10 protein-coding genes are annotated in these 13637 nt (G+C 62.6%); 6 read left to right on the top strand and 4 right to left on the bottom strand.

What is annotated here, in order from left to right:
* Genes ACSMXM_RS00460 through ACSMXM_RS00450 form a run of 3 tightly spaced genes read left to right on the top strand, consistent with a single transcriptional unit; the run spans position 1 to position 3257 of the window.
* Positions 1 to 657 carry a tetratricopeptide repeat protein gene (locus ACSMXM_RS00460; protein WP_460312981.1) on the top strand — a complete coding sequence of 219 codons (657 nt, stop codon included), beginning with the start codon at positions 1 to 3 and terminating at the stop codon, positions 655 to 657.
* Between the two features lie 51 nt (positions 658 to 708).
* Positions 709 to 1326 carry a septation protein A gene (locus tag ACSMXM_RS00455; protein WP_460312979.1) on the top strand — a complete coding sequence of 206 codons (618 nt, stop codon included), beginning with the start codon at positions 709 to 711 and terminating at the stop codon, positions 1324 to 1326.
* A 53-nt stretch (positions 1327 to 1379) separates the two neighbouring features.
* The gene (locus ACSMXM_RS00450; RefSeq protein ID WP_460312977.1) at positions 1380 to 3257 is read left to right on the top strand and encodes an ABC-F family ATP-binding cassette domain-containing protein; all 1878 of its coding nucleotides are present in this window, start codon (positions 1380 to 1382) and stop codon (positions 3255 to 3257) included.
* Positions 3258 to 3281: 24 nt separating this feature from the next.
* On the opposite strand, the gene ACSMXM_RS00445 is transcribed toward ACSMXM_RS00450, so the two are convergent.
* From ACSMXM_RS00445 to ACSMXM_RS00435, 3 genes are read right to left on the bottom strand one after another with little or no spacing between them, the layout of a single operon-like run.
* Entirely contained in the window at positions 3282 to 3776 is a 495-nt protein-coding gene (locus ACSMXM_RS00445) for a demethoxyubiquinone hydroxylase family protein (protein WP_460316318.1), read from the bottom strand.
* A 41-nt stretch (positions 3777 to 3817) separates the two neighbouring features.
* The gene (locus tag ACSMXM_RS00440) at positions 3818 to 4243 is read right to left on the bottom strand and encodes a disulfide bond formation protein B (protein ID WP_460312975.1); all 426 of its coding nucleotides are present in this window, start codon (positions 4241 to 4243) and stop codon (positions 3818 to 3820) included.
* 29 nt (positions 4244 to 4272) lie between these two features.
* On the bottom strand, positions 4273 to 5652 hold the full coding sequence (locus ACSMXM_RS00435; protein ID WP_460312973.1) for a serine hydrolase domain-containing protein: 1380 nt from the start codon (positions 5650 to 5652) through the stop codon (positions 4273 to 4275).
* Between the two features lie 173 nt (positions 5653 to 5825).
* Between ACSMXM_RS00435 and zapE the strand changes: the two genes are divergently transcribed.
* Positions 5826 to 6932, top strand: a complete 1107-nt coding sequence (gene zapE / locus ACSMXM_RS00430) for a cell division protein ZapE (RefSeq protein ID WP_460312971.1) — start codon at positions 5826 to 5828, stop codon at positions 6930 to 6932.
* 105 nt (positions 6933 to 7037) lie between these two features.
* Here the strand turns inward: zapE and ACSMXM_RS00425 are convergent, their stop codons facing one another.
* A complete protein-coding gene (locus ACSMXM_RS00425) occupies positions 7038 to 9809 on the bottom strand; it encodes an Rne/Rng family ribonuclease (RefSeq protein WP_460312969.1) in 2772 nt (923 codons plus the stop codon).
* Between the two features lie 415 nt (positions 9810 to 10224).
* Between ACSMXM_RS00425 and ACSMXM_RS00420 the strand changes: the two genes are divergently transcribed.
* Positions 10225 to 11529: an N-acetylmuramoyl-L-alanine amidase gene (locus ACSMXM_RS00420; RefSeq protein WP_460312968.1), complete on the top strand. Its 1305-nt coding sequence runs from the start codon at positions 10225 to 10227 to the stop codon at positions 11527 to 11529.
* An 80-nt stretch (positions 11530 to 11609) separates the two neighbouring features.
* The gene (locus ACSMXM_RS00415; RefSeq protein ID WP_460312966.1) at positions 11610 to 13595 is read left to right on the top strand and encodes an acetyl-CoA carboxylase biotin carboxylase subunit; all 1986 of its coding nucleotides are present in this window, start codon (positions 11610 to 11612) and stop codon (positions 13593 to 13595) included.
* Positions 13596 to 13637 lie beyond the last annotated feature (42 nt).

The following is a 13637-nucleotide window of genomic DNA, read 5'->3' as shown; positions in this document are numbered from 1 at the left end:
ATGCTGATCCTCATGTCGCTTGCGCTTGCTGCGCAGACTGCCCCGACTGCCGAAGCAGCCCCGCCGGAGCCGACGGCCCGGGACGCCTATGAGGATTGTATCCGCATGAGTGCCAGCGATCCTACGAATGCGGACCGTCTTGCCCGCCAGTGGATCTCGCAAGAGGGCGGCGCGCCCGCGCGGCATTGTCTGGCGATGACGCAATTACATCAGGAAAAACCGGATGCCGCGGCAGCTACGCTGGTGGAAGCGGCGCGCATCGCTGAAAGCGAGGGCAGTGCCTTTGCCGCTGACCTCTATGGCCAGGCAGGCAATGCCGCCCTGCTGGCAGGGGACGCCATCTCGGCCGAACAGCATTTCGATCAGGCCCTGATCGGTGCCGCGCGCGGACGGGACGATCTGCATGGGCGCCTGCTGATCGATCGCGCATTGGCACGAACCGAGCAGGGCAAGATCGTTGCAGCGCGGGCGGACCTGCTGGCCGCCACGCAGGCCGACCGCAATAATCTGGATGCATGGCTTCTGCTGGCAGCAACTGAGCGGCGCGCCGGTAATATGCCGGCGGCGGAAAGCGCGATTCAGCAGGCAATCCGCCTGGCACCCGACAATTCGGATGTGCTGGAGGAGGCAGCGCGCATCGCTGTAGAGGACGAATAGTCCACGGATAAGAGTAGAGTCTCGCCTGCCCCTTCCCTAGAGAGTCACGTCATGTCCAATCCCCCCCTGCCCGATCCCACAGCACCAGAACGTGCCGATTTGTCGCCCGGCCTACGATTCCTGCTGGATCTGGGGCCGCTTCTCGTCTTCTTCGCAGTCAATGCGCTCGCGCCCGGCGACGATATCGATCAGGCTGTCTGGGCCACCAGCGCCTTCATGATCGCCATCGCCATCACCATGGCCTACAGCTTCTGGAAAACGCGACGCGTGACGCCCATGCAGATCGTCACAGCGGTCATCGTCGGCGTTTTCGGCGGTCTGACCATCTATCTACATGACGAGGTGTTCATCCAGATAAAGCCGACAGTCGTCTATCTGCTGTTCGCAACGATTTTGTTTGTTGGACTGTTCACCGGCAAACCGTTGTTGAAACTGGTGCTGGAGTCGGGTTTCCCGGACATGTCGCAACGCGGCTGGGACCTGATGACGCGTAACTGGGCCTTGTTCTTCCTTGCCCTCGCCATATTGAACGAGGTGGTGCGCGCCATGTTCACATTTGACCAATGGGTTCAGTTCAAGGTGTGGGGCGTCACCGGGCTGAGTTTTGTCATGGCCATCGCACAGGCACCGATCATGATGAAACATACCGAGGAAAAGCCGAAGAAGTAGCCTGGCCATATTCTACCTGCCAAGCGCCGTCCCATCATGCTATGGCGCGCGCCATGCTCAATCTGAATGGCATCACCGTGCGCCTTGGCGGGCGCACCATTATCGACCGCGCATCCGCAGCGATTCCGCCGGGCGGAAAAGTAGGCCTGATCGGACGTAACGGCGCCGGCAAGTCCACCATGATGAAAGTCATGATCGGTGAAATCGAACCCGATGAGGGCGAGATGGCGCTGCCGTCCGGCGCGCGCATCGGCTATCTGCAGCAGGAGGCGCCGCACGGCACGTCCAGCCCGCTGGAAACGGTGTTGGCAGCGGATAAGGAACGCGCGGCGCTACTGGAAGAATCGGAAACGACGACCGACCCCCACCGGATCGGAGAGGTGCATGAGCGCCTGCTGGCCATCGATGCGTGGACGGCGGAGGCGCGGGCGGCGCGCATTCTGGTGGGACTGGGTTTTGACGAGGCCATGCAGGCGCGCCCGCTCGACAGCTATTCGGGCGGCTGGAAGATGCGCGTCGCGCTTGCGGCATTGCTGTTCACCGCACCCGACCTGCTGCTGCTCGACGAGCCGTCGAACCATCTGGATCTGGAGGCGACGCTGTGGCTGGAGAATTTCCTGCGCACCTACCCCTCCACCGTGGTGATTATCAGCCATGAACGCGATCTGTTGAACAAGGTCGTGACGCACATCCTGCATCTGGAGGGCGGCAAGTCGACGCTTTACACCGGCGGCTATGACGCGTTCGAGCGGCAGCGGCGCGAGCGGCTGAACCAGCTGGCTGCTACCGCCAGCAAGCAACAGGCAGAGCGCGAGAAATTGCAGGCCTTCGTCGACCGCTGGCGCGCAAAGGCGTCGAAGGCGAAGCAGGCGCAGAGCCGCATGAAGGCGCTGGAAAAGATGAAACCCATCGCTTCGGTCGTCGAGGACCCGACGCTGAGTTTCGATTTCCCCAGTCCGCAGGAATTGAAACCGCCGCTGATCACGCTCGACATGGCCTCCACCGGCTATGGCGATAAGACCATCCTGGAGCGGCTGAACCTGCGAATTGACCCGGACGAGCGCATTGCGCTGCTGGGGCAGAACGGCAATGGCAAGACGACCCTGGCGCGGCTGCTGGCGGCGCAACTGCCCCCCATGACCGGCGAGGTGAATGCCTCATCCAAGATGCAGGTGGGCTATTTCACGCAATATCAGGTTGAAGAACTGGACGTGGATGCGACCCCGCTGGAACATATGACGCGGCAGATGGAGGGCGCAAAGCCCGGTGCGGTGCGCGGCCAGCTGGGCCGTTTCGGCTTTTCCGGCGAACGCGCGCTGCAGCAGGTCGGCAGCCTGTCCGGCGGCGAGCGCGCGCGCCTGGCGCTCGCGCTTATTACGCGCGACGCCCCCCATTTGTTGATCCTGGACGAGCCCACCAACCATCTGGACGTCGATACGCGTGAGGCGCTGGTGCAGGCGCTCAGCGCCTATGATGGCGCCGTCATCATTGTCAGCCACGACCGGCATATGGTGGAACTGGTCGCAGACCGGCTGGTGCTGGTCGCTGACGGGACGGCACAGCCGTTTGATGGCAGTCTGGACGATTATACCGACCTGGTGCTGGGCCGCGGTGAAAATGACAATGAGCCCGAAAAGGGCAAGGCCGCCCCATCCGCCGCTGCCCGCAAGAAGGACCGCAAGCAGGCCGCACAGCAGCGCAACCGGGAAAAGGCAATCCGCCTGGAAATCCGCGATGCGGAAAAAGAGGTGGAGCGGTTGGCAAAGAAGCGCGCGGCTATCGACACAGCTCTGCTGGACCCTGCCATTACGGCCGACGGCAAGGCAACGGCCGACCTTATGAAACAGCGCGGCGCCATCGAAGCGGAACTGGAGCGCGCGGAGGCGGCATGGATGGCCAAGGAAGACGAATTGGAACAAATAGCCGCGTAAGGCCGGGCCTGCCCGCCCCGAAGGCTATACCCGCTTTGCGACGGTGATCGCGGCGCGGCACCCGGCCCGGATCAGCGCGCTGAGCAGTGGATAGCCCGCTGCCTGTTCGGCGCCATGTTCGATGGCCGTCGCCTTGTGCTCCGCCTCTTCCGCCTGGAAATCGGCGATATGGCCGGACAGCTCCGGATCTGTATCAGCGCCGAGAGCCGCCCTTTGCTCGCCATAGTGCCGGTCGATTTCCGTCTCCACCGCCGCAGTGCAGGCCATCGCCGCCTTCGGCCCCATCAGCGCCGTGGCGGCGCCAAGGGCGAAGCCGGCAGCATCCCACAGCGGGGACAGCAGCGTCGGGCGTACACTACGCTCCGTCATCAGCCGGTTAAACGTGTCGAGGTGGCGCTGTTCCTGCTGTTTCATATGGCCGATCTCGCCGCTCATGGGGGAGCGGTTCCCCATGACGGCCAACTGGCCGGAATAAATGCGCGCTGCGCCATATTCGCCCGCTTGGTCCACGCGGATCATCGATTCCGTGTCGATCGGACGATCGCCGGGCAGTCGTCCGCCTATCTGCGTTTCAGGGTCATCCACAGCGCCGCTCCTGCACCTATCAGAGAGATAAGCGCGTTATAGCCAGCCAGGCTGATGCCGAACAGGCTCCAGGGTGCGGTATCGCAGCGCACGATGGGGGCGGACATGATATCGGCCAGAAAATCGCCGGAAACGGCGGGCGGCGCGGTGCAGGTGGTTGGTCCCGTCCACCAGCCATATTCCACCCCGGCATGCAGTACGCCAATGCCGCCGCTGACCGCCATTGCGAGCGCGGCGAGACCGATAAGAAGGCCGCGCGCCCTGCCCTGCACGAACAGCGCCAGGGTCGCGAGCAGGAGTGCCGCGACGTGCGGCCAGCGTTGCCACATGCACATCTCGCAAGGAGCGAGACCGAACAGGTGTTGTCCGGCAAGCGCGCCGCCAAGCAGCGCTGCGGGCACCAGAAGCACGATCAGATGGGCAAGGCGTTTCAGCGACCGACTCCCAGCGCCTTCATGTCTGCAGCCACCGCCTTCGACAATTCGCCTGCCAGACCATATGCGTCTTGAGGCATATATTGTGTCATCATGACGATACTGGTTCCTGTGGCAGGCTGCGCGAAGCCGAGCGTTCCGGCCGCCCCGCCCCACCCGTAGGAACCTACCGGCTCACCGCCCGATCCATCCACGACCACGCGCCCGCCCGCGCCATAGCCTTGCGCCGGTCCAGAAAGATCAAGGGCTGGAGACGCCAGGAACTGCACATTCTGTGGCAGAAGGTCGGACGTGGCCATTTCTATCGCCGCGCGGGGAAAGATCTGCCGCCCGTCCACCATGCCAAGGGCCGCGACGGCACGCAGGAAGCGCAAATAATCCTGCGGCGTCGACGCGAGACCGCCGCCGCCCGCAGGGAACGCCGCTGCGGCATTATATTCGCTGTCCGGCGGCGCATCTATGGGTATTAGCGTCTCTTCGGGCACCGGCAGGCGCATGGCGGGAGGCATTTTGCCGGCGATGAAATAATTCGTTGTCAGCCGGTCATTATCCGCCTGCGGCACAACGAAGCCTGTGTCCTCCATCCCCAGAGGGTCGAAAATGACACGCTGCAGATGCTGGTCCAGCGCCTCTCCCGTCGCCTCTTCGATAATAGCGCCCATAAGGTCCATGGACACCGAATAGTGCCATTCCGTTCCCGGCTCCGCCACCAACGGCAGACTGGCGAGCCGTGTAGCAAATTTCGCCAGGCTTTCGGGCTGCTCGCCATCCCCGGGCAGCGCACCCACGCGGCGTTGTGCTGGCAATATGCCCGCCGCGCGGTAGGCGCTGGCGACGCTGTTCGGCTGAAACTGATAGGTCAGGCCGGATGTATGGGTCAGCAAATGCCGAATTGTAATTGGTGTGGTTGCGGGACGCGTATCGCCAATGTCGCCGGCGCGGTCCACAACGACCTGCATGTCGGCATATTCGGGGAAGAAGTCGCTGACCGGTTGATCCAGCGCGAATTCACCCTTTTCTATCAGAAGCGCCGCGGCGACACCGACGATCGGCTTCGTCATAGAGTAAATGCGGTAGATCGACTGTTCGTCCGCCGCAGTGGGTCGCTCGAGACCCAGTGTGCCTGCCTGAATCCAGACGGGCGGCGCTTCGCCACGGGAAACGCCGATGACCATATTCGCGACTTTCCGCTCAGCGACATAGCGGTCAGCAAGCGCCTGCAGATTCTCGAAAGAAGTGGATACCGTTGCCGCCGGCGCTGCTGCGACGGCGGTGGAGGCGGTCGCAGAAACAGCCGATGACTGCGCGCCAGGCCTTGCGCAGGCCGAGAGCAGCGCAAGAGCGGTCAACGGACCAAGCATCAGCGTCGATTTCATCGTTCAGTATCCAACCTTTTGCCGCGCCGTATACATACGCCCCTTACGCACAGGAACCGGGCGTGCGTACTTAAAAAAGGAACAGGGCTAGCGGCGGCGCCCCCTGCCGCGCTAGCGAGCGCGACCATGAACGAATGTCCCCAATGCGCGAACGTCGCGCCCTTCGACCTGTCATGAGCACACGAACCGCATATGAGGCGCTGATCGCGTCAGGCGAACTGCGTGAGGACAAGGACCAGGCGGCAGCGGCGGCGCGGCTGGACCGGTTGCAGACGGAGCTGGAGGCGGGGCGGCAAAGCCCCGGGCTGCTGGCGCGCCTGTTCGGCAAGTCTGCCCAGCCTGCGCCCGAGGGTATATATATGTGGGGAGAGGTCGGACGCGGTAAATCCATGCTGATGGACCTGTTCTACGGCGAGGTCAGCATAGAGCGGAAACGCCGAGTCCATTTTGCCGAATTCATGCTAGAGGTGCACGACACCATGAAACGGGCGCGGGCAAGCGACCGCGATGCGATGGAAGTGGTGGTCGAAACCGTCGCCGGAGAGGCGCGCCTGCTGGCCTTCGATGAAATGCAGGTGACGAACGTCGTCGATGCGATGATCTTGTCGCGGCTTTTCACAGCGCTGTTCGCCGCAGGCGTTTCTGTCGTCGCCACATCGAACCGGCCGCCCGAGGATCTGTATAAGGATGGCCTGAACAGACAATTATTCTTGCCCTTTATTGCGCTGTTGAACGATACACTCGAAATCGTTGGTCTGAACGGTCCCACCGATTATCGCCTGGACCGGCTGGGCGGCATGGATACCTATCATGTGCCGAATGGCCCCGAAGCAACCGCCGCCCTGTCGGAAGCGTTCTTCCGATTGACGGACTATGATCCCGATGATCGCGAACATGTCCCATCTGCCGAACTGAACGTCGGCGGGGGGCGCACTTTATTTGTGCCGAAATCGCTGAAGGGCGTCGCCGTGTTCAGTTTTAAGCGGCTATGCGGAGAGGCGCGCGGCGCGGCGGACTATCTCGCCGTTGCCAGAACTTATCACACCGTCATCCTGGTTGGCGTACCGGTATTAGGACCGGAAATGCGAAACGAAGCCGCGCGCTTCGTCCAGCTGATCGACGCACTGCATAATCACCACGTCAAACTGCTGATGGCGGCGGACGCAGAACCTGACGCGCTCTATCCGTCGGGCGATGGCAGTTTCGAATTCAAGCGGACCATCAGCCGCCTGATGGAAATGCGCAGTCAGGATTATCTGGAGGCAAGCCACGGCACGTAGCGCCGCGATAAGATCCCAAGCCGTCTAGGGGGACATCGAGGCCAGGAGATCCCGCCATGCCGACCGCTGTGGGCGGCGGGCATGGCGGGCCAGTTTCAAGGGAGTTTAGGCGCCGAACGTGCGCTGCCACCACCCCTTCTTCTTTGGACCTGTGTCTTCGTCAGTATTTTCAGCGGTCGAACCAGCATCGTTGGCCGCCGAGTCCGTGCCGTCCGATGACAGCGGAGTGGAGGCGGGCGCAGGTGCCGGGGCAGTCGCTGGATTAGCGGCAGGCGACTCATCGCCTTTCGCCACGGCATTTGCAGGCGCATCCGCCTTTACCGCCTTCTTCCGGGGCGCGGCACGCTTGCGCTTCGGCTTGGCAACGGGCTTTTCATCCGCGTCATCGCCGGCAGCGCTCCCCTCGTCTTTTGAGGATTTTGCTGCCTTCGCCGCATTGTCGGCCTCGATCTCGGCCTTGGTGCGACGCTTGCGACGCGGCTTCTTTGCCGGCTCCTCCGCGGCCGCCTCGGCAGCAGGCGCAGCTTCCTGGGGCGCTGCTGCTTCCCCAGGCGCCGTCTCTGGTGCGGACGCTTCCGGTGCAGACGTTTCCGTCTTGGCTGCCGCGTCGCCGACTGCATCATCCCCAACGGCTACGTCGCTCTCGGAGGCCTCACCAACAGAGGCGTCGTCCCCGCGATCCTCGTTCCGATCCGCAGAGGCGCCGCCAGAGCTTCGGCGGCCGCGTCCACCGCGGCGACCGCGACGGCGACGGCTCTTTGGTGCCTCATCCTCTTGATCGACTTCCGGCGTTTCGGCCGCTTCGGTCGCATCTGTCTCGACGCGATCTTCCGAATCGGAAGCAGCGTCCTTCGCCACCTCTTCGGTGCGGCCGCCGCGCCCGCGTCCGCGGCCACGCCCACGTCCGCGCCCCCGGCCCCGACGCGAAGAACCGTTCGCCTGCTCGCGATCATCTTCCTCTTCGTCTTCGGCGCCATGTTCCTCTACCGGCTCGTCCTCAGTGGCTTCGTCACGTTCTACATTGCCGCGACCACGACGATTGCGACCGCCGCGCCGGTTGCGGCCGCCACGCTCGCGACGATTGCCGCGTTCCTGGCCGCGATCGCCGCGATCTTCTTCCTCGTCGGCCTCTTCCTCGTCCAGGACGATCTCGTCCTCTTCTTCAGGCTCTTCCGTCGTCATGTCGGGCTGGGATATGTCCACCGTCGGGGTGGGCGGTCCGCCCCGCGCCTCGAGATCGATGTCGCCCGGCTGCATTTCATATTCCGGGCATACGGTAACGCGAATGCCGTAGCGGTCCTCAAGATTGCGCAGAGATGCGCGCTTCTCGTTTAAAAGATAGATCGCCGTGTCCGTCGGCAGGTGCACGGTATAATCATTGTTACGCCCCTTCAGCGCCTCGGCCTCGACGAGGCGCAGCGCGCCCAGTCCGGCGGATTCGGTCGTGCGCGTGACGCCCGCGCCGTCGCACGTCGGACATGTGCGCGTGGATGCTTCCAGCACGCCGGTGCGCAGCCGCTGCCGGCTCATTTCCATCAGGCCGAACTGCGAAATACGGCCCACCTGGATGCGGGCACGATCGTCCTTCAGCGCATCCTTCAGCGCCTTTTCCACCTTCCGAACATTGCCATTGTGATCCATGTCGATGAAATCGATCACGATCAGACCTGACATGTCGCGCAGTTTCAGCTGGCGCGCGATTTCCCGCGCCGCCTCCACATTGGTCTTGTACGCGGTTTCCTCGATCGAATGTTCGCGCGTGGACTTGCCGGAGTTGATGTCGATCGACACCAGCGCCTCGGTCGGATTGATGACCAGATAGCCGCCGGATTTCAGCTGGACGGAGGGATGGTACATCTCCGCCAACTGCTCCTCTATGCGATAGCGCTGAAATAGCGGGACCGGATCGGCATAGTGCGTCACCTTCTTCGCATGGCTGGGCATCAGCAGTTTCATGAAGCCGCGGGCGTCCTTGAATCCGGCCTCCCCATCGACGAGCACTTCCTCGATCTCTCGCGTGTAGAGATCGCGAATGGCGCGCTTGATCAGGTCCGAATCCTCATGGATCAGGGCAGGCGCGGACGATTCCAGCGTTGTCTTGCGGATACCGTCCCACAGGCGCGTCAGATAATCGAAGTCGCGCTTGACCTCGGTTTTCGTGCGGCTTGCACCCGCCGTGCGGACGATCACGCCCATGCCGACGGGCAGGTTCATTTCATTGACGATGCCCTTCAGCCGCTTGCGGTCGGCGGCGCTGGCGATCTTGCGGGAAATGCCGCCGCCATGCGACGTGTTCGGCATCAGCACCGAATAGCGTCCGGCGAGCGACAAATAGGTCGTCATCGCCGCGCCCTTATTGCCACGCTCTTCCTTGACGACCTGAACCAGCAGTACCTGGCGGCGCTTTATGACCTCCTGGATCTTGTACTTCTTGCGCAGGCTCTGGCGTTTACGACGCAGGGCGTCGCTTTTCGCATTGTCGACATGATCGTCGTCGCCGCCGGCTTCCGAATGACCGGCCTCGCCATTGTCCTCACCAGTTTCGGCGTCATGCGCATCGTCGTCCAGATCGTCTGCATGCTCCTCTGCCGCGGCGCGTTCCTCGGCCAGCAGCGCTTCGCGATCCGCCTTCGGAATTTGATAATAATCCGGATGGATTTCCGAAAAGGCGAGGAAGCCGTGTCGATTGCCGCCATAGTCGATGAAGGCTGCCTGCAGCGACGGTTCGACCCGCGTTACCTTCGCGAGGTAGATATTACCCTTGATCTGCGCCCGTTGCGCCGATTCAAAGTCGAATTCCTCAATACGTGTTCCGTTTGCGACCGCGACCCGGGTTTCCTCCGGGTGGCGCGCGTCGATGAGCATGCGCGTTGCCATTATACTGTCTCCGTGATCCGGCGGAGCGCGCTTCTCTGACGAGCGCGCGCCGGATATGTGATGGGGCGGGCGCATGGAAATGCGCGCCGCCATTGGTTGAAAATGCGGGTGCCAGCGGCGGCGGCGCGCACGTCGCGAAGCCGGTCGCCCGTTTCTTCGCGTAAGTGTGCTGCACCGTCATGCCGTCTGGCCAAAACCTTCGAATTCGACCCGTGAAAGAACCGGATGGTCCGGGGCCGAGGGAATGGCGATAATTCGCCCCCCAGATCAATCTGGCTAGCAGCAAACTGTTACCCAAACAACATGCAACCCGGCGTTAATTCCGCACCTGTCTTGCAGGTTGCAGGAGCTGGCTTTAGGATTCCCGCCCAAGATCGAGAAAAATGTTGTGTTTCAGTTACCTTCCGGAGCGGGTATGTCGGAAATCCTCTTGGCGCGCCTGGCGATTGCGTTCGCTGCGTTTGTAACGGCGGTGTCGTCGCCCCTGATTGTCAGCCCCGCTGCGGCAGCTTCGCTGAATTCAGTGTCTGCCATGGAAACGGGCGCGAGTGTCGACGTGCGAATCCACTTCGACGGTGCATTTGAAGCGCCGCAAAGCTTTGCCCTGGCCTCGCCCGACCGGCTGGTCATCGATCTGCCGGGTGGCGCCGCAGGCGGCACGACCTATCCGGGGGCCGGTGAGATTCGACAGATCAGGACCGCGCAGTTCGACAACCACAAGGCGCGTATCGTTCTCGACCTGAACGCGCCCATGAGCATCGGCAAAAGTGAAGTAGACGGCCAGACGCTGACGATCCGCCTGCAACCGATGGAGGCCAGCGCGTTTGCGGCCCTCACGCGGAAAGGCCGCAAGACCCTGAAGGGGTCGCGGCAAATCGAGGTTGCCGCCGCATCTCCCCCGGCGAATGCCGTTCGCACGCGTGCGGCACCAACGCCGATCGGCACCGCCGCGACGGCCGCATCTACCAAGATCGCTGCCAAGGCGGCGCGAACGCGCCACGCGCCACCCCAGCGTAGCCATACCGGACTGCCCGTCGTCGTCATCGACGCAGGCCACGGCGGACGCGATCCGGGCAGCCCCTCAATCGACGGCAAGCGCGAAAAGGATGCCGTTCTGGCCATCGCCAAGGCCATAAAGAAGGAACTGGATGCGTCCGGCCGGGTGCGAACCATCCTGACGCGCGATGATGACCGCTATATTCCGCACCGCGAACGAACCGACGTTGCGCGTCACAATGGCGCGCAATTGTTCATGAGCATCCATGCTGACAGCTTTCCGCAAAATCCCGAAGTCAGCGGAGCGACCATATATACGCTGAGCGAAACCGCGTCCGACAAGGAGGCGGCGCGCCTGGCCAGCCGGGAAAACCGCTCCGACCTGATTGCAGGCGTCGACATGACGGCAGAAAATGACGACGTTACATCCATCCTCATCGATCTGGCGCAGCGCGAGACGATGAATTCCAGTGCCCAGTTCGCGGCCCTGTTGCAGCGCGAGATGGTGGGGGCCGGCGTACCCTTTCGCAGCCATTTTCATCGCTTTGCAGGATTTCTGGTCCTGAAAGCCCCCGACGTTCCCGCCATCCTCTTGGAAACCGGCTATATGTCGAACGAAAAGGACGCCCAATATCTTTTCTCTCGTGCGGGACAGGAGGAAATCGCCAAGGGCGTCCGCCGCGCGGTGGAGGCCCATTTCCTGCGCCGGCTGGCACAAAGATAATCCCACTTTGCAGGTCGGCACCGCTTGACGTTCCGCCGGCTTATCGCAACAAGCGCCCCCAACATTCCGGGAGGCTTCGCTTGATCAAGAAAATCCTGATCGCCAATCGCGGTGAGATTGCGTGCCGTGTCATCAAGACCGCACGCGCGATGGGCATCAAAACAGTCGCCGTCTATTCCGATGCCGATGCAGGTGCCCTGCATGTACGCATGGCAGACGAAGCAGTTCATCTGGGTCCGCCGCCCGCCAGTGAATCCTATCTGCTGGCGGACAAGATCCTGGCGGCGTGCAAGACCACCGGTGCCGACGCCGTGCATCCCGGTTACGGTTTTCTGTCGGAGCGTGCCTCCTTCGTGGAAGCGTGCGAGAAGGCCGGCATCACCTTCATCGGCCCGCCGGCGACGGCCATCGCCGCCATGGGCGACAAGATCGAATCGAAAAAGCTGGCGAGGGAAGCCGGCGTTTCGATCGTTCCCGGCTTTGTCGGCGAGATTGAAAGCGTCGACCACGCCGTCGAAATTTCGGACGGAATCGGCTATCCCGTCATGATGAAGGCATCCGCCGGCGGCGGCGGCAAGGGCATGCGGCTGGCCTATAACGCAGACGAAGTGCGCGAAGGCTTTCCGGCAACCAAGTCCGAGGGGCTGAACAGCTTCGGTGACGACCGTGTCTTCATCGAAAAATTCGTCGAGGACCCGCGCCACATCGAGATTCAAGTGCTGGCCGACAAGCACGGCAACACGCTTTACCTGGGCGAGCGAGAATGTTCGATCCAGCGGCGGCACCAGAAGGTCATCGAGGAGGCCCCCTCCCCCTTCGTCACGCCCGAAATGCGCAAGGCCATGGGCGAGCAGGCGGTACAACTCGCCTCTGCGGTCGGCTATACGTCCGCAGGTACGGTGGAATTCATCGCGGGCGCGGATCGCAGCTTCTACTTCCTGGAGATGAACACCCGCCTGCAGGTGGAGCATCCGGTAACGGAGCTGATCACCGGCCTCGATCTGGTCGAACAGATGATCCGCGTGGCGCAGGGCGAGAAGCTGACCCTGACGCAAGACGAGGTGAAACTGAACGGCTGGGCCATCGAATCACGCGTCTATGCCGAGGATCCCTATCGCTCCTTCCTGCCGTCCATCGGCCGTCTGACCACCTACCGCCCGCCGGAAGAGCGGGAACGCGAAGTGCGCGTCGACACGGGCGTGGTCGAGGGCAGCGAAATTTCGATGTTTTATGACCCTATGATCGCCAAGCTGGTAACCTGGGCACCCACACGCGAAGAGGCAGCAGCGCGTCAGCTTCAGGCGCTTGGCAGTTATGTTATTCGCGGCATCGGCCATAATATCGACTTCCTAAGCGCCGTGATGCAGCATCCGCGCTTTCTGGAAGGGAACATCACCACCGGCTTCATCGCCGAGGAATATCCCGAAGGTTTCGAAGGGGCACCGCTGACCGACGCACAAAAGGACGCGTTGGTTGCGGGCGCTGCTGCAATGCAGGCGATGCGGACTCTTCGCGCCAGCGATATTTCCGGACAGCTGAACGGCGGAATTCATTTCGGCGACGACTGGGTCGTGGTCATCGACGGTGACAGCACACCCGTTTCGATCACGGGCAACGCGCCGGAATGGGACGTCGCGATCGGCAAGCGCACCCTGGCGCTAACCACGGGATGGATGCCGGGTGACAAGTTGCTGACGGGCACGCTGGACGGCGAACCCATCGCGATCGAGGTCGACCCCCATACGGTAAGCGACCGTATGGGTATCGGTGGCAGCCGCCACGATGTTCGGACGCTGGCACCGCACGTGCACAAATTGTCGGCGCACATGATCGAAAAGGTCGCGCCCGACCTGTCGAAGTATCTGCTTTGCCCGATGCCGGGGCTGGTAGTCGCCGTACATGTTGCCGAAGGCGACAAGGTCGAGGCGGGCCAGCCGTTGGCGGTGGTCGAAGCGATGAAGATGGAAAATATCCTGCGCGCCGAAAAGGCGGGGACGATTGCAGCCATCAAGGCAGAGGCGGGCGCCAGCCTGGCCGTCGACGACGTCATCCTGGAGTTCGAATAGGCCGCGCGCACCTCAATAGCGTCTGAGGTTGCCTAATAAGCC

The organism is Pacificimonas sp. ICDLI1SI03 (genome assembly GCF_054740865.1).
This window is presented reverse-complemented; position numbering and strand designations above follow the sequence as displayed.

Bases quoted from the DNA above. Each gene is read 5' to 3' on its own strand.
- ACSMXM_RS00460 (WP_460312981.1), top strand. From the start codon at position 1: ATGCTGATCCTCATGTCGCTTGCGCTTGCTGCGCAGACTGCCCCGACT.
- ACSMXM_RS00455 (WP_460312979.1), top strand. From the start codon at position 709: ATGTCCAATCCCCCCCTGCCCGATCCCACAGCACCAGAACGTGCCGAT.
- ACSMXM_RS00450 (WP_460312977.1), top strand. From the start codon at position 1,380: ATGCTCAATCTGAATGGCATCACCGTGCGCCTTGGCGGGCGCACCATT.
- ACSMXM_RS00445 (WP_460316318.1), bottom strand. From the start codon at position 3,776: ATGATCCGCGTGGACCAAGCGGGCGAATATGGCGCAGCGCGCATTTAT.
- ACSMXM_RS00435 (WP_460312973.1), bottom strand. From the start codon at position 5,652: ATGAAATCGACGCTGATGCTTGGTCCGTTGACCGCTCTTGCGCTGCTC.
- zapE (WP_460312971.1), top strand. From the start codon at position 5,826: ATGAGCACACGAACCGCATATGAGGCGCTGATCGCGTCAGGCGAACTG.
- ACSMXM_RS00425 (WP_460312969.1), bottom strand. From the start codon at position 9,809: ATGGCAACGCGCATGCTCATCGACGCGCGCCACCCGGAGGAAACCCGG.
- ACSMXM_RS00420 (WP_460312968.1), top strand. From the start codon at position 10,225: ATGTCGGAAATCCTCTTGGCGCGCCTGGCGATTGCGTTCGCTGCGTTT.